This window comes from Pseudomonas sp. FJ2-5-13 (genome assembly GCF_029201605.1).
In the GTDB taxonomy this organism is placed as follows: Bacteria; Pseudomonadota; Gammaproteobacteria; order Pseudomonadales; family Pseudomonadaceae; genus Aquipseudomonas; species Aquipseudomonas lactis.
Genome location: NZ_CP104045.1, coordinates 4,485,486 through 4,504,156, shown reverse-complemented (window position 1 = coordinate 4,504,156; position 18,671 = coordinate 4,485,486). Strand labels below are relative to the sequence as shown.

At 61.0% G+C, this 18,671-nt stretch carries 17 protein-coding genes and 1 pseudogene; 12 read left to right on the top strand and 6 right to left on the bottom strand.

Annotation, left to right across the window (positions count from 1 at the left end; all coding sequences use genetic code 11):
• The first annotated feature begins 58 nt into the window (after positions 1-58).
• From N2A98_RS19865 to N2A98_RS19850, 4 genes and pseudogenes are all read left to right on the top strand, one after another.
• Positions 59-771, top strand: a pseudogene (locus tag N2A98_RS19865) (GntR family transcriptional regulator).
• Positions 768-1,769, top strand: a complete 1,002-nt coding sequence (locus tag N2A98_RS19860) for an ADP-ribosylglycohydrolase family protein (protein WP_275622543.1) — start codon at positions 768-770, stop codon at positions 1,767-1,769. Before N2A98_RS19865 ends, N2A98_RS19860 begins: the two are co-directional and overlap by 4 nt.
• A 188-nt stretch (positions 1,770-1,957) precedes the next feature.
• Positions 1,958-3,424: a cytosine permease gene (locus N2A98_RS19855; RefSeq protein WP_044267462.1), complete on the top strand. Its 1,467-nt coding sequence runs from the start codon at positions 1,958-1,960 to the stop codon at positions 3,422-3,424.
• Entirely contained in the window at positions 3,417-4,328 is a 912-nt protein-coding gene (locus tag N2A98_RS19850) for a PfkB family carbohydrate kinase (RefSeq protein ID WP_275622542.1), read from the top strand. The genes N2A98_RS19855 and N2A98_RS19850 overlap by 8 nt, the downstream gene beginning before the upstream one ends.
• A 117-nt stretch (positions 4,329-4,445) precedes the next feature.
• Here N2A98_RS19850 and N2A98_RS19845 read toward each other — a convergent pair whose 3' ends face one another.
• The 4 genes from N2A98_RS19845 to N2A98_RS19830 all read right to left on the bottom strand — a co-directional run bounded on the left by N2A98_RS19845 (position 4,446) and on the right by N2A98_RS19830 (position 6,813).
• Positions 4,446-4,826, bottom strand: a complete 381-nt coding sequence (locus N2A98_RS19845) for a Rho termination factor N-terminal domain-containing protein (RefSeq protein ID WP_034135338.1) — start codon at positions 4,824-4,826, stop codon at positions 4,446-4,448.
• Positions 4,827-4,874: 48 nt separating this feature from the next.
• Positions 4,875-5,141: a hypothetical protein gene (locus tag N2A98_RS19840; protein WP_032895690.1), complete on the bottom strand. Its 267-nt coding sequence runs from the start codon at positions 5,139-5,141 to the stop codon at positions 4,875-4,877.
• Positions 5,142-5,192: 51 nt separating this feature from the next.
• Positions 5,193-5,531 (bottom strand): hypothetical protein, encoded by a 339-nt coding sequence (locus N2A98_RS19835; protein WP_275622541.1) that lies wholly within the window; start codon positions 5,529-5,531, stop codon positions 5,193-5,195.
• An 85-nt stretch (positions 5,532-5,616) separates the two neighbouring features.
• Positions 5,617-6,813: an MFS transporter gene (locus N2A98_RS19830; protein WP_003193498.1), complete on the bottom strand. Its 1,197-nt coding sequence runs from the start codon at positions 6,811-6,813 to the stop codon at positions 5,617-5,619.
• A 188-nt stretch (positions 6,814-7,001) separates the two neighbouring features.
• Between N2A98_RS19830 and N2A98_RS19825 the strand changes: the two genes are divergently transcribed.
• From N2A98_RS19825 to N2A98_RS19800, 6 genes are all read left to right on the top strand, one after another.
• Positions 7,002-7,481, top strand: a complete 480-nt coding sequence (locus N2A98_RS19825; RefSeq protein ID WP_003193496.1) for a GNAT family N-acetyltransferase — start codon at positions 7,002-7,004, stop codon at positions 7,479-7,481.
• 235 nt (positions 7,482-7,716) lie between these two features.
• On the top strand, positions 7,717-8,538 hold the full coding sequence (locus tag N2A98_RS19820; RefSeq protein WP_044267441.1) for an SDR family oxidoreductase: 822 nt from the start codon (positions 7,717-7,719) through the stop codon (positions 8,536-8,538).
• Between the two features lie 32 nt (positions 8,539-8,570).
• Positions 8,571-9,551, top strand: coding sequence for a substrate-binding domain-containing protein (locus N2A98_RS19815; RefSeq protein WP_003193492.1), 981 nt, complete (start codon positions 8,571-8,573; stop codon positions 9,549-9,551).
• Complete coding sequence (gene araG, locus N2A98_RS19810; protein WP_275622540.1) at positions 9,548-11,047, top strand: L-arabinose ABC transporter ATP-binding protein AraG; 1,500 nt, start codon at positions 9,548-9,550, stop codon at positions 11,045-11,047. The genes N2A98_RS19815 and araG overlap by 4 nt, the downstream gene beginning before the upstream one ends.
• A 22-nt stretch (positions 11,048-11,069) precedes the next feature.
• On the top strand, positions 11,070-12,035 hold the full coding sequence (araH, locus tag N2A98_RS19805) for an L-arabinose ABC transporter permease AraH (protein WP_275622539.1): 966 nt from the start codon (positions 11,070-11,072) through the stop codon (positions 12,033-12,035).
• Positions 12,036-12,216: 181 nt separating this feature from the next.
• Positions 12,217-13,020 carry an IclR family transcriptional regulator gene (locus N2A98_RS19800; protein WP_032895696.1) on the top strand — a complete coding sequence of 268 codons (804 nt, stop codon included), beginning with the start codon at positions 12,217-12,219 and terminating at the stop codon, positions 13,018-13,020.
• Here N2A98_RS19800 and N2A98_RS19795 read toward each other — a convergent pair whose 3' ends face one another.
• Complete coding sequence (locus N2A98_RS19795; protein ID WP_044268473.1) at positions 13,021-14,073, bottom strand: NAD(P)-dependent alcohol dehydrogenase; 1,053 nt, start codon at positions 14,071-14,073, stop codon at positions 13,021-13,023. It abuts the gene before it with no gap.
• Between the two features lie 180 nt (positions 14,074-14,253).
• On the opposite strand from N2A98_RS19795, the gene N2A98_RS19790 reads away from it, so the two are divergent.
• Positions 14,254-15,147: an AraC family transcriptional regulator gene (locus N2A98_RS19790; protein WP_003193483.1), complete on the top strand. Its 894-nt coding sequence runs from the start codon at positions 14,254-14,256 to the stop codon at positions 15,145-15,147.
• A 593-nt stretch (positions 15,148-15,740) separates the two neighbouring features.
• Here N2A98_RS19790 and N2A98_RS19785 read toward each other — a convergent pair.
• Positions 15,741-17,405, bottom strand: a complete 1,665-nt coding sequence (locus tag N2A98_RS19785; protein WP_003193481.1) for an electron transfer flavoprotein-ubiquinone oxidoreductase — start codon at positions 17,403-17,405, stop codon at positions 15,741-15,743.
• Positions 17,406-17,921: 516 nt separating this feature from the next.
• On the opposite strand from N2A98_RS19785, the gene N2A98_RS19780 reads away from it, so the two are divergent.
• On the top strand, positions 17,922-18,671 hold the full coding sequence (locus N2A98_RS19780) for an electron transfer flavoprotein subunit beta/FixA family protein (protein WP_014719538.1): 750 nt from the start codon (positions 17,922-17,924) through the stop codon (positions 18,669-18,671).

The following is an 18,671-nucleotide window of genomic DNA, read 5'->3' as shown; positions in this document are numbered from 1 at the left end:
CTTCAGCCTGAAATAATCCTCTTGCGGTAAACGCGCGCTTTCGGTTATCAATTTGTACATGATTAGACATGTTCGATTTGATAAGAAAAAACGCGTCGTCGATGAACTCATCCGCCGTATCGAGGGTGGGGTCATGGCCGACGGCTTCCTGTTGCCGGGCGAGCATCAACTGGCCGAGGAATTTGCGGTCAGTCGTGGCACGCTGCGTGAGGCGCTGGCCGAACTCAAGCGTCGCAACTACATCGCCACCCAGAGTGGGGTCGGCTCGATCGTCACCTTTGACGGCATGGTGCTGGACCAACGCAGCGGTTGGGCTCAGGCCTTGGCCGATACGGGCGCCCAGGTAAGCACCGACATCCTGCGTTTCGAGGCCGTCACGCGCCCGGATCTGTTCAGCCGTTCGGCACCGACCAGTTCATTACCCTCGACCGCCTTCGGCGCACCGCAGACGGCACAGCGGTGTCCCTGGAACGCTCGCTGATGCCGGCCGTTGGCGACCTGGAAAGCCTGCCGCGCATTGGCCTGATCGATAACTCCTTGACCATCACCCTGGCCGCCTACGGCTACGTCGGGGCCGAGGGCGATCAGTGGATCGGTGCCGAGCCGCTGAGTGATGAAGATGCCGAATTACTCGGGCGTCCCAGCGGCACAGTATTTCTCAAGGCTGCGCGCACCACCTATGATCGTCGCGAGCGGTTCATGGAGCATGTCGAAAGCCTGCTCGACCCGCTGCACTTTCGCCTGCATCTGCAGTTTGGAGCGTCGAAATGACCCGCGAAAATCGCGCCCTTGGCGCCTTCTATGGCCTGGCCCTGGGCGATGCTTTGGGTATGCCCACCCAATCCTTGAGCCGCGAGCAGGTACAAAAGCGCTTCGGTGCCATCACCGCTCTGGAAGACGCCGACGCCGACCAGCCCATTGCACCGAACATGCCTGCCGGCTCCATCACCGATGACACCGAGCAAGCCATCCTGGTCGCCGAGTTACTGGTGCAAGGCCAGGGCCAGATCCAGCCCGCTGTGCTTGCCCAACGCTTGATCGATTGGGAAGCGGGCATGCGCGCCAAAGGCTCCCAGGACTTGCTCGGGCCGTCCACCAAGCGCGCTATCGACATGATCCTCGCCGGCCATACCCCGGAGGAATCCGGGCGCTACGGCACCACCAATGGCGCGGCCATGCGCATCACCCCGGTGGGCATCGCCGCCGATGTCGGCGACCCGGGGCGGTTTATCCAGGCGGTGATCCAGGCGTGCCAGGTCACCCATAACACCAGCCTGGGTATTTCCAGCGCTGCGGCCGTGGCGGCGGTGGTCTCGGCTGGCATCAATGGCGTGGACCTGGGGGAAGCCTTGAATATCGGGACCCAGATTGCCCGCCAGGCCGAAAGCCATGGTCACTGGATCGCGGGCGGACGCATTTCTACCCGCATCAGTTGGGCCCGCACCCTGAGCGTCGGCAGCGGCGACAAAGCGTTGTTTGCCGACCTGCTTTACGAGTTGATCGGTACTTCGGTGGCTTCCCAGGAGTCGGTGGTGGTGTCGTTTGCCCTGGCCCAGCAAGTGGCCTCGGGCGACATGAACGCCTTCGAAGCCCTGTGCCTGGCCGCCAGCCTGGGCGGCGACACCGACACCATTGCCGCGATCCTCGGCGCCATGCTGGGGGCGTGCCTGGGCATGCAATGCTGGCCTGAGGTGATGGTTGAACAGGTCAAGCGGGTCAATGGCCTGGACTTGCAGCCGCTGGTCCACGGGTTATTGGCCTTGCGATAAACACGGAACTAAATGTGGGAGCTGGCTTGCCTGCGATAGCGGTTTTCCAGTGGCTGCGGGGCTGGTTGACCCACCGCAATCGCAGGCAAGCCAGCTCCCACATTAAAAAGCGTTGGGTCAGGAAGACCGGATAAAGATTCGACTCGCTGCCACAACCACAACAATACAGGCACCAGGAGCACCCTTTCATGAGCAGCCCCTCTTCCGGCCAAAGCGCCGGGCAATTGGAAACACGCGGCATTGAGCCGGTCCCGGAAAGCGAGTGCAACGGTCATCCGCTGCAATTGTTCTGGGTGTGGTTCGCCGCCAATATCAGCATCCTCGGCTTGCCCCTTGGTGCGACGCTGGTGGCGTTTCGTGGCCTGGCCATCTGGCAGGCGATCATCGTCGCGATTCTTGGCGCCGCCGGCTCATTTGCCGTGGTGGGCATCATCTCCATCGCCGGCCGCCGTGGTCGCGCGCCCAGCCTGACCTTGTCCCGCGCCATCTTCGGGGTGCGCGGCAATATCGGCCCGACCTTGGTGTCGCTGATGTCGCGCCTGGGTTGGGAAACCGTCAACACCACCACCGCAGCCTTCGTGTTGTTGTCGTTAAGCTCCATCCTGTTCGGCTCGGCCGTGGAGGCCAAGAGCGCGCCGGTGCTTACCCTGATCTTCATCGCTATCTTCGTGCTGCTGACCCTGGCCGTATCGGGCCTGGGCCACGCCACGCTGCTGGTGATTCAGAAGTGGGCCACCTACGTCTTCGGCGGCTTGAACATTCTGGTGGGCGGCTTTCTGTGCGCCACCATCGACTGGAGCGCGGTGTTCAACGCCACCCCGGCGCCGTTGAGCGCGATGATCATTGGCGTGGGCACCATGGCTGCCGGTACCGGTATTGGTTGGGCCAACGCCGGTGCAGACATGTCGCGTTACCAGCACCGCAGCGTCAAGGCCGTACGCCTGGTGGCCTCCGCCGCGTTTGGCGCGGGCATCCCGCTGGTGCTGTTGATCACCCTCGGCGGCCTATTGTCGGTGGGTAACAATGACCTGGCGTCGGCCACCGACCCCATCGTCGCGATCCGCGACATGCTGCCGACCTGGATGGCCGTGCCTTACCTGATCACCGCGTTCGGCGGGCTGTTGCTGTCGAACAACCTGTCGGTGTATTCGGCCGGCCTCACCACCTTGACCCTGGGTTTGAAGGTCAAGCGTGTGCATGCGGTGATTGTCGATATCGTCGCGATCTTTGCCGGCTCCATCTACTTCATGCTGATCGCCGACAGCTTCTATGGCCCGTTCATTACCTTCATTTCGCTGCTGGCGGTGCCGATCACGGCGTGGGTCGGGATCTTCGTGGTCGACTTGATTCACCGGCATTACTACAGCCCCACCGACCTGCTGGACGTCAGCCCCAGCAGTGCCTACTGGTATCGCGGCGGTGTGGAGTGGCGTGCATTTGGCGCCTGGGCCGTGGCCATCGTGCTGGGGTTCAGCTTCACCACCATCGGCACCACCGCCGAAAACATCTGGTTTGCCGGGCCGCTGTCCGACTCCTGGCTGGGCCATAACGGCCTGGGCTGGATCGTGACCTTCCTGGTGGCGGGCGGCATATATGCAGTATTGGGCGGGGCGTCTGACCGTCGTCCTGCTTTAGCAGAGAGCGCCAATGTCTAGATTGCTGCACACCGGCCAGGTCATTGTTGACCTGGTCATGGGCCTCGACACCCTGCCGGCAAGCGGCGGTGACGTGCTGGCCAACTCCGCCAGTTTCCAAGTCGGTGGCGGTTTCAATGTAATGGCTGCGGCGCGGCGTAATGGGTTGCCGGTGGTTTACCTGGGCCGCCATGGCGAGGGGCGCTTTGGCGAGCTGGCGCGTGCCGCGATGCAGGGCGAGGGTATTGAAATGGCCTTGGCGGCCAGCGCTGGCAAAGATACCGGCTTGTGCGTGTCGCTGACTGAAGCGAGCACCGAACGCACCTTCATCTCCCATCTCGGCGCCGAGGGTGAGTTGAGCGCCGACGATTTGGCTCAGATCGTCCCGCGTGTCGATGACTACGTATACGTCAGTGGCTACAGCTTGCTGCTTGAAGGTAAGGCGCAGCCGTTGCTTGACTGGTTGCAGGCGCTACCGCGAGAGATCGTGGTGGTGTTCGACCCAGGCCCGCAGGTCAAGGCGCCGGACTCCGCGTTGATGCGCGCGTTGTTGCCGCGTATCGACATCTGGACCAGCAATGGCCCTGAAGCGTTGGCGTTTACCGGGGCGGCGGATATGAGTCAGGCGCTGCCCATGCTCAATCAGCACTTGCAGGCACTGCTGGTTGTGCGTGATGGGCCAAAGGGTTGCTGGGTAGGGCGAGGGGCTCAGATCGAGCATGTCCCTGGATTCAAGGTTCAGGCCGTGGACAGCAATGGCGCGGGGGATGCACATGCGGGAGTATTTATTGCCGGGTTGGCGAATGGCTTGAAACCGGTTGAGGCGGCGCGTCGAGCGAACGCAGCGGCGGCATTGGCGGTAACGCGCTGGGGGCCGGCGACCTCGCCTGGCACCGCTGAGGTCGATGCATTAGTAACTGAATAAACAAAGCCCAAAAATGTGGGAGCGGGCTTGCTCGCGAAGGCGGTGTGTCAGTTAAAGCATGTGCTGACTGATACACCGCCTTCGCGAGCAAGCCCGCTCCCACAATGGGTTCTGCGTTTAGCCTGCTTTTTTCAGGGCTTGGATCAACTCATCTTTGCGCATGGTTGAGCGTCCTGAAATATTCTTTTCCCGCGCCTCTTTCATCAAGCTTTCCTTGGTCTGCGTACCCAATGAAGCGCGACTGCTGCGCGGGTGGCCTTCACGGCTGGCAGCGGCGCGCTTGGCTGATTCCTGCCGGTCCTGGGCCTTCTTGGCCGGTGCTTTGCGCCTGCCTGATCCGCCGGTTTTCTCACCGCCGCCAGACTGTTTGTTCACGGTGGCCCAGGCACGGGCTTCGGCTTCGTCCTTGGGCAACCCTTTGTGCTCATAACTGTCTTCGATATGAGCGGCCTTGCGTTTCTGTTCGTCGGTGTATTTGGCTTTGCTTCCACGAGGCATCGCTAAAACTCCTTCTGGCCCCAGTCGCGGGGCCAGGCCAGAAATGGATTACTGAGTGCTTTGAGCGTCGAGCTTGCGCGCCTCATCCACACCAGAAGCGGTGAGCTTGATCGGCAGGTTCAACGCGTATTCGCCGGCGTCGTCGGTGGTCACATGCCCATCCTTGATCAGCCCGCGGTCCTGCAGGAACGCCAAGACACTGGCGACCTCTTTTTCACCGCGGTAATTGTCCAGCACCTCCTTGCCCAAGCCTTGCGGGTGAGCGTGCAACAGGCGGGTGAGGACTTCTTTTTCAAGGTTTCTATCGACGTTCATGCGTACCTCTTCACGGGGAAATGGTCGGGTGTAGGTCGTACCAAGGGTGCATCAAGGCGCTGGTTGTTTCTGCGCGCCCGGAATGTTCGAGTCGTCGCCCTTGTTGATCTTCGGCTCATTGTTGCTCGTGCCTGGGCCCATCTTGCCGTTGCCCACGGCCGCCGGTGCCTGGCGCTGGGTGTCGTTGCCGTTGGTGCGTGGGTCAGCGCTGTTGTCGATGATCGCGCCACCGTTGGTGTCCATGCCGGTGCCCATGGATTTTTGCGACTCGGTGGTGGCGTCCGGCGTTGGATCGGTGGGGCCGGTGGTCGAGCTGGCCGCGAAGGCGCTCAGGGACGCGGCAGACAACAGGCCGGTGAGGGCGAGGGCAGCAAATTTGGAATTTTTCATCAGGGTGTCTCCATATGATTAATGTCCTTACCCTGTATTGGTCTGCCCGCGATTGTTGATCGTGCCGGGAGGGCGACGAACGGTATCAGCTCACCTGTATCACTTTGTGTGCTGATACTCGGCGCGCTATCAAGCGTGCCACCGTGATCGCCCAGTTGAGGGCCGCGATCACCAATACGCTCAGCATCATTGTCGCAAGGCCGAAGTCGACGATGATCTTGCCTGCGAGCCAGGGAAATCCGAAGACGCCGATAAAGTACGCCAGGCTGAACAACAACAACGCCTGGGAAGTGGTGCCGCTGGGCGCTTCGTTGGCCACCAGGCCGTTGATCACTGAATACGTCAGGCCATACCCGATCCCTAGCGTGGCGGCGGCGAGCACATAACTGAGGTTGCCGCTGACACCAAACGCGAACAGCGCGATCGCGCCGAACATCACCCCCGATAACACACAGGCAGCCTGGTACGCATCGCGCTTGACCACGAAGCCGGCTATCAGCAAGCGGCTGGTGATTGCTGCTGTCAGGAAGCCCGCGAAGAACAGTGAATAATCGAGCTTATGAGCCACGGCATAGCTGGTCTGGAACGAAGACAGCCCCCCGAATACGCAGCCACCCAGGCCGACCATCAGGATGGCGAACGCCGCCTTGGAAGACAGTATGCGGCGGCTTGCGCGCCAGGAAATCCTGGCGGTTGGCATATTCGCGTGCTGTCGCAACCGGGAGCCCATGCGCCAGAACATCACCACCCCGGCGAGGCTGGCGAGCCCGGCGATATAGAACGCGGTGGTCAGGGGCAGGTCCAGCGCAGTGGCGGCGCGTCCCAGCAAAGGGCCGGAACCTATGCCGCTCAACATACTGCCCGAGAGCAAGGCGAAATATTTGGCCCGCTGGCGTGGTTCCACTAGCAGCGTCACGATGATTGGGCCCAGGGTATAGAACACGCCCCAGCCCAAGCCAAGGGACAATCCAAACAGCATCAAGCCTTGGCCAAACCCCGGCGTCAGGGCAAACCCCAGGCAGGCCACCACCAACAATAGGCCGGTGCTCGCAATTGCTCGCGCCGCGCCCAGCGCATCAGCCAGGTGCCCGGAAAACACGACCGCCACAAAAGTGCTGAGCATCGCCGTGGCAATGACACTGCCCGCGTCGTGTTCATTACCGCCACGGGCATGGATCAGCAGTGACAACAAAAAGGTCGAACCGTAAGACAGTGACAGCAGGAAGCTGGCTAGGCAGAACAGCGCGAATGTCTTGGTGCCCACGGGTGGCGTGGCGTGCATGAGCAGGTCTCTGATCGTTGGATTTATGCCCATTGTTTACCATGGGCGTGCGCAGGCTTTGTTCTGTGGTTGCCGATGCTTGCATCACCCCGCACCGGAGTGAAACGCGCTAGTCGGCATCAATTGCACTGCAAACGGCCATCAAATCGCCTTAGTATGTGGCCTTTGAATTTGCCCAAGGCTCGCCCATGACCATCGAGATTCGCCCCGCCGTGCCCAGCGATGCTGCGCAGATCCTGACCTTTATCACTGAGCTGGCCGAGTACGAGAAAGCCCGGCATGAAGTGATCGCCAGCGTGGTGGACATCGAACGCAGCCTGTTCAGCGAAGGCGCCACGGCCCATGGCCTGATCTGCTTGCGCGACGGCTTGCCGATTGGCTTTGCGGTGTTCTTTTTCAGCTACTCGACGTGGCTGGGCAGCAACTGCCTGTACCTGGAAGACCTGTACATCAACCCGGAGCAACGCGGCGGCGGGGCCGGCAAGAAGTTGTTGCGTCACCTGGCCAAGATCGCCTGCGACAACGGTTGCGGGCGCTTTGAATGGAGCGTGCTGGACTGGAACGAGCCCGCGATTGCCTTCTACAAATCCATCGGCGCCCAGCCGCAGGAAGAATGGGTGCGTTATCGCATGGAAGGCGACGCCTTGCGCGACTTCGCCCTGGGCTGAAGCCTTTTTCTATAGACACCACAGATCCAATGTGGGAGCGGGCTTGCTCGCGAATGCGGTGTATCAGTCAGCCATGCTTTAACTGACACACCGCATTCGCGAGCAAGCCCGCTCTCTCATTTTTTTAAGCTTTGTCCATTATATGGGATGATAATTTATATATTGAGATATTTCAGGCGATGGGTTTATAGTCGCCAGCATCAGCACTCACTACTAAAAATAAAAAGGTGAAGCGATGCAGGCACAACCGTTGTCCCTACCCGCCGTGCCCGAGCCCACTTACGGCGAGCGCCTGAAGAACAAGGTGGTGATCATCACCGGCGCCGCCCAAGGCATTGGCGAAGCCATCGTTGCCTGTTTCCAGGCTCAGCAGGCGCGGTTGATCATTGCCGATATCCAGGGCGACAAAGTCGAGAAAGTCGCCGCCCATTGGCGCGAACGCGGCGCGCAGATTTACGCCCAACCGATTGATATCACCTCCAAGGATCAATGGCAGGCACTGGTCAACCTGGCCATCGAGCGCTTTGGCCGCGTGGATGTGCTGGTCAACTGTGCCGGGGTCAATGTGTTCCGTGACCCGCTGGAGATGAGCGACGAGGACTGGCGCCGCTGTTTCGCCATCGACCTCGACGGCGCCTGGTACGGCTGCCGGTCGGTGTTGCCGCACATGATCGAGCAGGGCGTCGGCAACATCATCAATATCGCGTCCACCCATTCCAGCCACATCATTCCCGGCTGCTTTCCTTACCCTGTCGCCAAGCACGGCCTGCTCGGCCTCACCCGTGCCCTGGGCATCGAGTACGCGCCCAAAGGCATCCGCGTGAATGCCATCGCCCCCGGCTATATCGAAACCCAGCTCAACGTCGATTACTGGAACGGTTTCCCGGACCCCCACGCCGAACGCCAGCGCGCGTTCGACCTGCACCCGCCCAAACGCATTGGCCAGCCCATCGAAGTGGCCATGACGGCTCTGTTCCTGGCGACCGACGAGGCGCCCTTTATCAATGCCACTTGCCTGATGATCGATGGCGGGCGGTCTGTGATGTACCACGACTAAAGCGTTTTTCAATAACAAGAAGGAGGTGGTCCATGTTCAAGCAAACACTCGGTGCCGTGGCACTGGCGATGGCGTTCAGCGGCTGGGTATCGGCTGAAGAAGTGAAGATCGGTTTCCTGGTCAAACAGGCTGAGGAACCCTGGTTTCAGACGGAGTGGGCATTCGCGGAAAAGGCCGGCAAAGAGCATGGTTTTACTGTGATCAAAATCGCCGTGCCCGATGGCGAAAAGACCCTGTCGGCCATCGACAGCCTGGCCGCCAACGGCGCGAAAGGCTTTGTGATCTGCCCGCCAGACGTGTCCCTGGGCCCGGCCATCGTCGCCAAGGCCAAGGTCAACGATTTGAAAGTGATGGCCGTGGATGACCGATTTGTCGATGCCAAAGGCAACTTTATGGAAGAGGTGCCGTACTTGGGCATGGCCGCATTTGAGGTGGGCCAGAAGCAGGGCGCTGCCATGGCCGCCGAAGCGAAAAAGCGCGGTTGGGACTGGAAGGACACCTACGCGGTGATCAACACCTTCAACGAGCTCGACACCGGCAAGAAACGCACTGACGGCTCGATCAAATCCCTGGAGGAGGCCGGTATTCCCAAGGACCACATCCTCACCGCTGCGCTGAAAACCCTCGACGTACCTGGCAGCATGGACGCCACCAACTCGGCCCTGGTCAAGCTGCCGAGCGGGGCGAAGAACCTGATCATCGGCGGCATGAACGACAACACCGTGCTCGGGGGCGTGCGCGCCACCGAAAGTGCCGGCTTCAAGGCCGCCAACGTCATCGGCATCGGCATCAATGGCACCGACGCCATCGGCGAATTGAAAAAAGCCGACAGCGGCTTCTTCGGTTCCATGCTGCCCAGCCCGCATATCGAGGGCTACAACACCGCGCTGGCGATGTACGAATGGGTCACCACCGGCAAGGAACCGGCTAAATACACCGCCATGGACGAAGTGACCTTGATCACGCGCGCCAATTTCCAGGAAGAACTGACCAAGATCGGCCTGTGGAAATGAGCGGCGCAGCCCTGCGTTTCAATGGCATCGGCAAGGAGTTTCCCGGTGTGAAAGCCCTGGCGCAGATCAGCTTTGAAGCGCGGCCGCACTCGGTGCATGCGCTGATGGGCGAGAACGGCGCCGGCAAATCGACCCTGCTGAAAATCCTCGGCGGCGCCTACATTCCTTCCAGCGGCACCGTGCAGATCGGCGCGCAAACCATGGCGTTCAAATGCGCCGCCGACAGCATTGCCAGCGGTGTGGCAGTGATTCACCAGGAGCTGCACCTGGTGCCGGAAATGAGCGTAGCCGAGAACCTGTTCCTCGGGCATTTGCCCACGCGCTTTGGCGTGGTCAACCGGGGCCTGCTGCGCAAGCAGGCCCTGGCCTGCCTCAAGGGCCTGGCCGATGAAATCGACCCTGACGAGAAGCTCGGGCGCCTGTCCCTGGGCCAGCGCCAATTGGTGGAAATCGCCAAAGCGCTGTCTCGCGGCGCCAACGTGATCGCCTTTGATGAACCCACCAGCAGTTTATCGGCGCGGGAAATCGACCGCTTGATGGCGATCATCGCGCGCCTGCGCGACGAGGGCAAAGTGGTGCTTTACGTGTCGCACCGTATGGAAGAGGTGTTCCGTATTTGCGATGCGGTGACGGTGTTCAAGGACGGCCGCTACGTGCGCACGTTCGAGGACATGAGCACACTGACCCATGACCAGTTGGTGACCTGCATGGTCGGTCGCGATATTCAGGATATCTACGATTACCGACCGCGTGAGCAGGGCGAAGTGGCGCTCAAGGTGGACGGCTTGCTCGGCCCGGGCCTGCGTGAGCCGATCAGTTTCCAGGTGCGCAAGGGCGAGATCCTGGGCCTGTTCGGGCTGGTGGGCGCGGGGCGTACCGAGCTGTTTCGCTTGCTCAGTGGGTTAGAGCGCGCCAGCGCCGGCAGCCTGGAACTGTGCGGGCAAGCGCTGCAACTGCGCTCACCCCGCGACGCCATTGCCGCTGGCGTGCTGCTGTGTCCGGAGGACCGCAAGAAAGAGGGCATCATCCCGCTGGGCAGCGTGGCGGAAAACATCAACATCAGCGCCCGTAGCGCCCATTCCACCTTTGGCTGGCTGTTGCGCGAAGGCTGGGAGAAAGGTAACGCCGACCGACAGATCCAGGCGATGCGGGTCAAAACGCCGAACGCGGCGCAGAAGATCATGTACCTGTCCGGCGGCAATCAGCAGAAAGCCATCCTTGGCCGCTGGTTGTCGATGCCGATGAAGGTGTTGCTGCTCGACGAACCTACTCGCGGTATCGACATCGGCGCCAAGTCGGAGATCTACCAGATCATCCATAACCTGGCGGCCAGCGGCATTGCGGTGATCGTGGTGTCCAGCGACCTGATGGAGGTGATGGGCATCTCTGACCGCATCCTGGTGATGAGTGAAGGCGCTTTGACCGGTGAGTTGCCCCGCGCCCAAGCGGATGAAGCGCGCCTGCTGCAACTGGCGCTGCCACAGTCGCGGGCTTGAACAAGAACAAGAGGGTTTGGCTATGTCTCAGGTAAAAACAGCAAAGGGCTTCTGGCCGGGTTTCAATCAGCGCAAATTTCTCGATGATTGGGTGATGCTGTTGGCGGCGCTGGGCATTTTTGTGCTCAGTGCGGTGTTCATCGATAACTTCCTGTCGCCGTTGAACATGCGCGGCCTCGGTCTGGCGATTTCAACCGTGGGCATTGCCGCGTGCACCATGCTGTTCTGCCTGGCGTCGGGGCACTTCGATTTGTCGGTGGGTTCGGTGATCGCCTGTGCCGGGGTGGTGGCGGGCATCGTGATGCGCGACACCGACAGCGTGCTACTCGGCGTGTCGGCGGCCTTGGCCATGGGCCTGGTGGTCGGGCTGATCAACGGCATCGTGATTGCCAAGCTGCGCATCAGTGCGTTGATTGCCACCCTGGCGACCATGCAGATCGTGCGCGGCCTGGCCTACATCTTCTCCAACGGCAAGGCGGTGGGGGTGATGAATGAAGGGTTCTTCGTATTCGGCAACGGCCAACTGCTGGGCGTGCCGGTGCCGATCATCATCACCGTGTTGTGCTTTGTGTTCTTTGGCTGGCTGCTCAATTACACCACCTACGGGCGCAACACCATGGCCATTGGCGGCAACCAGGAAGCCGCGTTGCTCGCCGGGGTGAATGTCGATCGCACCAAGATCATCATCTTTGCCGTGCACGGTTTGATCGGCGCCCTGGCCGGGGTGATCCTCGCGTCACGCATGACCTCGGGCCAGCCGATGATTGGCCAGGGGTTCGAGCTGACGGTGATTTCGGCGTGCGTGCTGGGCGGCGTGTCGTTGAGCGGCGGTATCGGCATGATCCGCCATGTGATTGCCGGGGTGTTGATTCTGGCGATCATCGAGAATGCGATGAACCTGAAGAACATCGATACCTTTTACCAGTATGTGATTCGTGGCTCGATCCTGTTGCTGGCGGTGATAATCGACCGCATGAAACAACGCTGATGTTCACCCTGTGAAGATCAAACTGTGGGAGCTGGCTTGCCTGCGATAGCGGTGTGTCAGCCAGGCCATGTTTAATTGACCCACCGCCATCGCAGGCAAGCCAGCTCCCACATTGGATCTCCTGTGTTCAGGAGGGCGGTATTTGCCATAATGCCCCCGCTTTCATACTTATAGGCCCGATATGCAGGAAAACGCCCACACCCCCGTCAAAGACGCCGCCCCCACCGGCACCCAGACCCTGTTGCGCGGCCTGGGCGTGGTGCAAGCGGTGGCGGCCGGTGCGCGGGATCTCAAGGAGATCGCCCGGCGCATCGGCACCACGCGCAGCACGACGCACCGCCTGGCCAGTTGCCTGGTGGACGAGCGTTACCTGCGCGTGGTGCCCCAGGTCGGTTACCTGCTGGGCCCCAAGCTGATCGAGTTGGGGTTCCAGGCCCGTGAAGAGTTGCCCTTGGTGAACCTGGCAGTGCCGTACCTGGACGAGTTGTCGGCGCTGACCGGCGACACCATTCACCTGGCGATTCGTGAATACGACGAGGTGCTTTACCTGCACAAGAACCCCGGCCGCAACGGCCCGGAAATGCGCTCGCGGGTCGGCCATCGCATGCCGCTCGCGCGCACCGGTATCGGCAAGGCGTTGATGCTCGATGACTCACCGCAGGAGTGGCAGCGCTTGTACGAGGCCAGCTTGCCGGCGGCGGGCAAGAGCCTGCAATGGCCGCAGCACCCGGAGCAATCCTGGGCGCAGTTCGAACAGCGCATGCATGAGTATGTGGAGGGGGGCTATGCGTTTGACCTTGAAGACAACGAGCCTTCGATCCGCTGCGTGGCGGCACCGGTGCGTGATGCCAGCGGGCGCATTGTCGCCGGCATCAGCATCGCCAGTACGGTGCCCTACATGCCGCTGGAGAAAATGGCCGAGCTGATCCCTGTGATCAAACAGGTCGCAGCCCGGCTGTCCGCGGAGTTGGGCGCCAAGGCCTGATCAGGCTTTGAGGCTCGCCATGTCGATGACAAAGCGGTACTTCACATCACCGGCAATCATGCGCGCGTAAGCTTCGTTGATCTGCCGGATGTCGAGCATCTCGATGTCGCAGGTAATGCCATGCTCGGCGCAGAAATCCAGGACTTCCTGGGTTTCGGCAATACCGCCGATCAGCGAACCGGCCAACACTTTACGGCCCAGCACCAGCTTGGCGGCGTTGACGGGTGGGTCCACCGGCTCGATCAGGCCGACCAGGATATGCACGCCGTCAAAGCGCAGCACATCGAGGTAGGGGTTCAGGTCGTGCTGCACCGGGATGGTGTCGAGCAGGAAGTCGAAGTGCCCGGCAGCGGCTTTCATCTGCTCGGCATCGGTGGACACGATCACATGGTCGGCGCCCTGGCGACGGCCTTCCTCGGCCTTGCTGGCCGAACGGGTGAACAGCGTGACTTCGGCGCCCATGGCCTTGGCGAACTTGATGCCCATGTGGCCCAGGCCGCCCATGCCGAGGATCCCGACTTTATCGCCGGCCTTTACGCCGTAGTGCTTGAGTGGAGAGTAGGTGGTGATGCCTGCGCACAGGATCGGCGCAGCGCTGGCCAGGTCAAGCTTGGCCGGGATCTTCACCACAAAGTGCTCACTGACCACGATGCTGTCGGAGTAGCCGCCCATGGTGTTGCTGCCATCCACGCGGTCCGGCGTGGCGTAGGTCATGGTCGGGCCTTCGAGGCAATACTGCTCAAGGTCTGATTGGCAGGCTTGGCAGTGGCGGCACGAGTCCACCATGCAACCCACGCCAACCAGATCACCGACTTTATGCGCGGTCACGTTGGCGCCGACGGCGGTGACTTTGCCGACAATCTCGTGGCCCGGCATCAGCGGGTACACGGCGATGCCCCATTCGTTGCGTGCCTGGTGGATGTCGGAGTGGCACACGCCGCAGTAGAGAATCTCGATGGCCACGTCATCGACGCGCGGGCTGCGGCGTTCAAATGACATCGGGGCGAGGGGCGTGGTGGCCGACTGGGCGGCGTAACCGATGGCGGTGTACATAGTAAACCTCACAAAAGCTTGGACTGCAGAGGCGGCAAAGTCTGCGCGCCGGCCCCTGGCGCGAACATGGCAATTGCTCCGAGTCTCATGCCTATTCGTCCGGCAGTGCCTGAGGTTTGGATATATTGGCCGCCAGACCTGCGATGATGCTGTCATCCCTCATTCGCGAAGTTTTTTGCCATGCTGTTGACCCGCCATTTGGACGCCAATGCCACGCTGGTTGCCTTGATCGAAGGGCTCACGCCCCGCGACGGTTTTTCCCCGACTCACCTGCCCGGCGTGCAGGTGCTGCGCGCCAGTTGCGATGTGGCGCGTGGGCCGCAGATCTATGAGCCAAGCCTGATGTTCGTGGCCCAAGGCAGCAAAGTCGCCTACCTTGGCCCGCGCACACTGGAGTATGGCGCCGGGCATTACCTGATCCAGGCCATGCCGGTGCCGTTCGAATGCGAGACCTTTGCCATGGCCCCCGAGGCGCCGCTGTACGGCGTCACGGTCGGCATCGACCGCGTGGTGTTGGGCGAGTTGGTGATTGCCATGGGCATGCAGGCCGGGCCGCCGCCGACCGCGCAGACCCTGGAGTCGATGAGTTCGGTGGTGCTGGACGATGCGATGCGCGGCTGCGTCGAGCGGTTGTTGCAGTGCCTGCACGATCCGCTGGAAAGCCGGATCATGGGCCCGGCGCGGGTGCGCGAATTGTTGTTCACCGCCTTGCGTGGGCCTCAGGCCGATGTGTTGCGTGCGCTGGTGGAACAGCAGGGGCAGTTTTCGCGCATCGCCACCTCATTGAACCACCTGCATGCCCATTACGCCGAGCCGCTGAATATCGAGACCTTGGCCGGATTTGCGCACATGAGTGCCTCGACCTTTCATGAGCATTTCAAGCGCTGCACCTTGTTATCGCCGGTGCAGTACCTCAAGCGCTTGCGGTTATTGAAGGCCCAGCAGTTGTTGCTGGTGGAAGGCATGAGTGTGGCGCAGGCGGCGCACAAGGTGGGGTATCAGAGTACGTCGCAGTTCAGTCGGGAGTACAAACGCTACTTCCTGCGCAACCCAGGCGAAGAGCGGGCCGCCTGACACCACGCGGTCATTGTGGGAGCTGGCTTGCCTGCGATGACGGCCTGCCAGCCGCCCCCTATCTACCTGACACCCCAACGATCCAACTTGTGGGAGCGGGCTTGCTCGCGAAGGCGGCCTGTCAGTCAACACAGTTGGATTGTGTGCATATTCATTGCTGCGGTAACGGCCGCTTAGGGTTCCGCCTGACGGCGGGTCACTTTGGAAAAGAGCCCCAAAGTAACCAAAGGGCTCTTGCCCCACCACTCGGCACCTCGCCTAGGCTCGGTGTGCCCGTAATCCGCCAGTGATTTGGGGGGCCGCCGCCACGCGCCATCCATGGCGCGGGGCGGCTAAACCGGCATCCCTGCCGGTTTACCCCCCAAATCCCTGTCGAATTCCGGCCAGCGTGGTTCAACGGGGCGCCTGAGATCAAAAGCAGATCAAGATCAAGAGCGGCTCGCTTCGCATCGTGGTTACCGGTGGCTGCGGCGAACTACACAATTGTGTAGATACCTATGGCCATCGCAGGCAAGCCAGCTCCCACATTTTGATCGATGTCGCCCACAAAAAAGGCCCCCGTCTCGGGAGCCTTTTCTGGTTAAGCGAACGACTTACATATTCGGGTAAGTCGGCCCGCCCGCACCTTCCGGCGTTACCCAGGTGATGTTCTGCGAAGGGTCCTTGATGTCACAGGTCTTGCAGTGCACGCAGTTCTGGGCGTTGATCTGGAAGCGCTTCTCGCCGTCTTCCTTGGTCACCACTTCATACACGCCAGCCGGGCAGTAGCGCTGCGCCGGTTCATCGTAGAGCGGCAGGTTGGTGCCGATCGGGATGCTTGGGTCCTTGAGCTTCAAGTGGCACGGCTGCTCTTCTTCGTGGTTGGTACCAGAGATGAACACCGAGCTCAGCTTGTCGAAGCTCAACTTGCCGTCGGGTTTGGGGTAGTCGATCTTCTGGCTGTCTTTGGCCAGCTTCAGGCAGGCGTAGTCCGGCTTGGTGTCGTGCAGGGTGAAAGGGATCTTGCCGCCGAAAATGTTCTGGTCGAGCCAGTTGAAACCGCCGCCGATGATTGCGCCGAACTTGTGCACGGCCGGGCCGAAATTACGGCTGGCGAACAGTTCTTCGTACAGCCAACTGGCTTTGAAGCTGTCGACATAGGTGGTCAGTTCATCACCGCCCTCGGATTCGGCAAACAGGCGGTCGGCCACGGCGTCGGCGGCGAGCATGCCGGACTTCATCGCGGTATGGCTGCCTTTGATCTTGGCGAAGTTCAGGGTGCCCAGGTCGCAACCGATCAGCGCGCCGCCCTTGAAGACCATCTTCGGCAGCGAATTCAGGCCGCCTTTGCAGATCGCACGGGCGCCGTAGCTGATGCGCTTGCCGCCTTCCAGGTACTGGGCCAGCACCGGGTGATGCTTGAGGCGCTGGAATTCATCGAACGGCGACAGGAAGGTGTTGCTGTAGGACAGGTCGACGATCAGCCCGACCACCACCTGGTTGTTTTCCAGGTGATAAAGGAACGAGCCACCGGTGTTCTCGTTACCCATGATGTCCAGCGGCCAACCGGCGGTGTGCACCACCAGGCCCGGCTGGTGCTTGGCCGGATCGATTTCCCAGATTTCCTTCAGACCGATGCCGTAGTGCTGGGCGTCGGCGTCGCTGTCCAGGTTGAAGCGCTGGATCAGTTGCTTGCCGATGTGGCCACGGCAGCCTTCGGCGAACAGCGTGTACTTGCCACGCAGCTCCATGCCAGGGGTGTACAGGCCGTCTTTTGGCTTGCCTTCACGGTCAACGCCAAGGTCGCCGGTGATGATGCCGCGCACCACGCCGTTCTCGTCGAACAGCGCTTCCTGGGCGGCGAAGCCTGGGTAGATTTCCACGCCCAGGTTCTCGGCCTGCTGGGCCAGCCAGCGGCACAGGTTGCCCAGGGAAATGATGTAGTTGCCCTCGTTGTGCATGGTCTTGGGCACAAAGAAGTCGGGCACCTTGGTGGAAGCTTCCGGGCTGCGCAGCACATAGATGTCGTCGCGCACCACCGGCGTGTTGAGCGGGGCGCCGAGTGCTTTCCAGTCCGGGAACAGTTCATTCAGGGCACGTGGCTCAAACACCGCACCGGAGAGGATGTGGGCGCCGACTTCGGAGCCTTTCTCGACCACGCAGACGCTGATTTCCTTACCGGCTTCGGCGGCCTTCTGCTTCAGTCGGCAGGCGGCAGACAGGCCCGCCGGGCCAGCGCCGACGATGACCACGTCGAATTCCATGTATTCGCGTTCCACAGGCTATCTCCTACTCAAGGCTCAACAGGCTTTTTTTTCTAATGGGTGGAGGTTCGGTGTGGTTCTGCGCGAAGGCAGCACCCACCTGTCTCTCTAGGTGGCGCATTATATATAGACCACTGACAGCGTCCAATACAAACGTTTGTTTGAATTGCCTGCAGCCTAGATAAATCAAAGCAACGGGGCTTATGACTGACCATTTTGCCGTATTGACCAGAATAGGCGTTCCGGTCAAGATACGGTCGGTTTTGCGCTTCCCGTAGGCAGACTGCAGGTTTCAAGAGCACGTCCAAAGACAGGCCGAAGGCAATAAAGGTGATGCGCACCCAAACGTTGGGGCGCAGTTTACACGCCGCGATAAAGAATGACCTCTCAGTCACCACTGACGAACGGTCGTCATTTCCCGTGTGCAAGGCCACTGCCGAGGTCTTTGGAGGTGCCCTTGTGTGCCGATGAGCATCAACCGCCAGGTTCGCCTAGGCGACTTTCTTTTCACCGGAGAGTAACGAGGAATCCATGAAGGTTCTTGTAGCTGTCAAACGCGTTGTCGATTACAACGTGAAAGTTCGCGTCAAGGCGGACAATTCCGGCGTCGACCTTGCTAACGTCAAGATGTCGATGAACCCTTTCTGCGAAATCGCTGTGGAAGAAGCCGTACGCCTGAAAGAGAAAGGCGTGGCGACGGAAATCGTCGTGGTGTCCATCGGCCCGACCACTGCCCAAGAGCAGTTGCGTACCGCTCTGGCCCTGGGCGCCGACCGCGCCATTCTGGTGGAGTCCGCTGAAGAGCTGACCTCCCTGGCCGTGGCCAAGCTGCTCAAGGCCGTTGTCGACAAGGAACAGCCACAACTGGTGATCCTGGGCAAACAAGCCATCGACAGCGACAACAATCAGACTGGCCAGATGCTGGCTGCACTGACCGGTTACGGCCAGGGCACCTTCGCTTCGAAAGTCGAAGTGAGCGGCGACAGCGTTGCGGTCACCCGTGAAATCGACGGCGGCGCGCAGACGGTTTCCCTGAAACTGCCAGCCATCGTCACCACCGACCTGCGTTTGAACGAGCCGCGTTATGCGTCCCTGCCAAACATCATGAAAGCCAAGAAGAAGCCCCTGGAGACGCTGACTCCGGATGCTTTGGGCGTTTCTACCGCCTCTACCAACAAGACCGTCAAAGTCGAAGCGCCGGCTGCGCGCAGCGCGGGTATCAAGGTCAAGTCGGTGGCTGAACTGGTCGAGAAACTGAAAAACGAAGCGAAGGTGATCTGA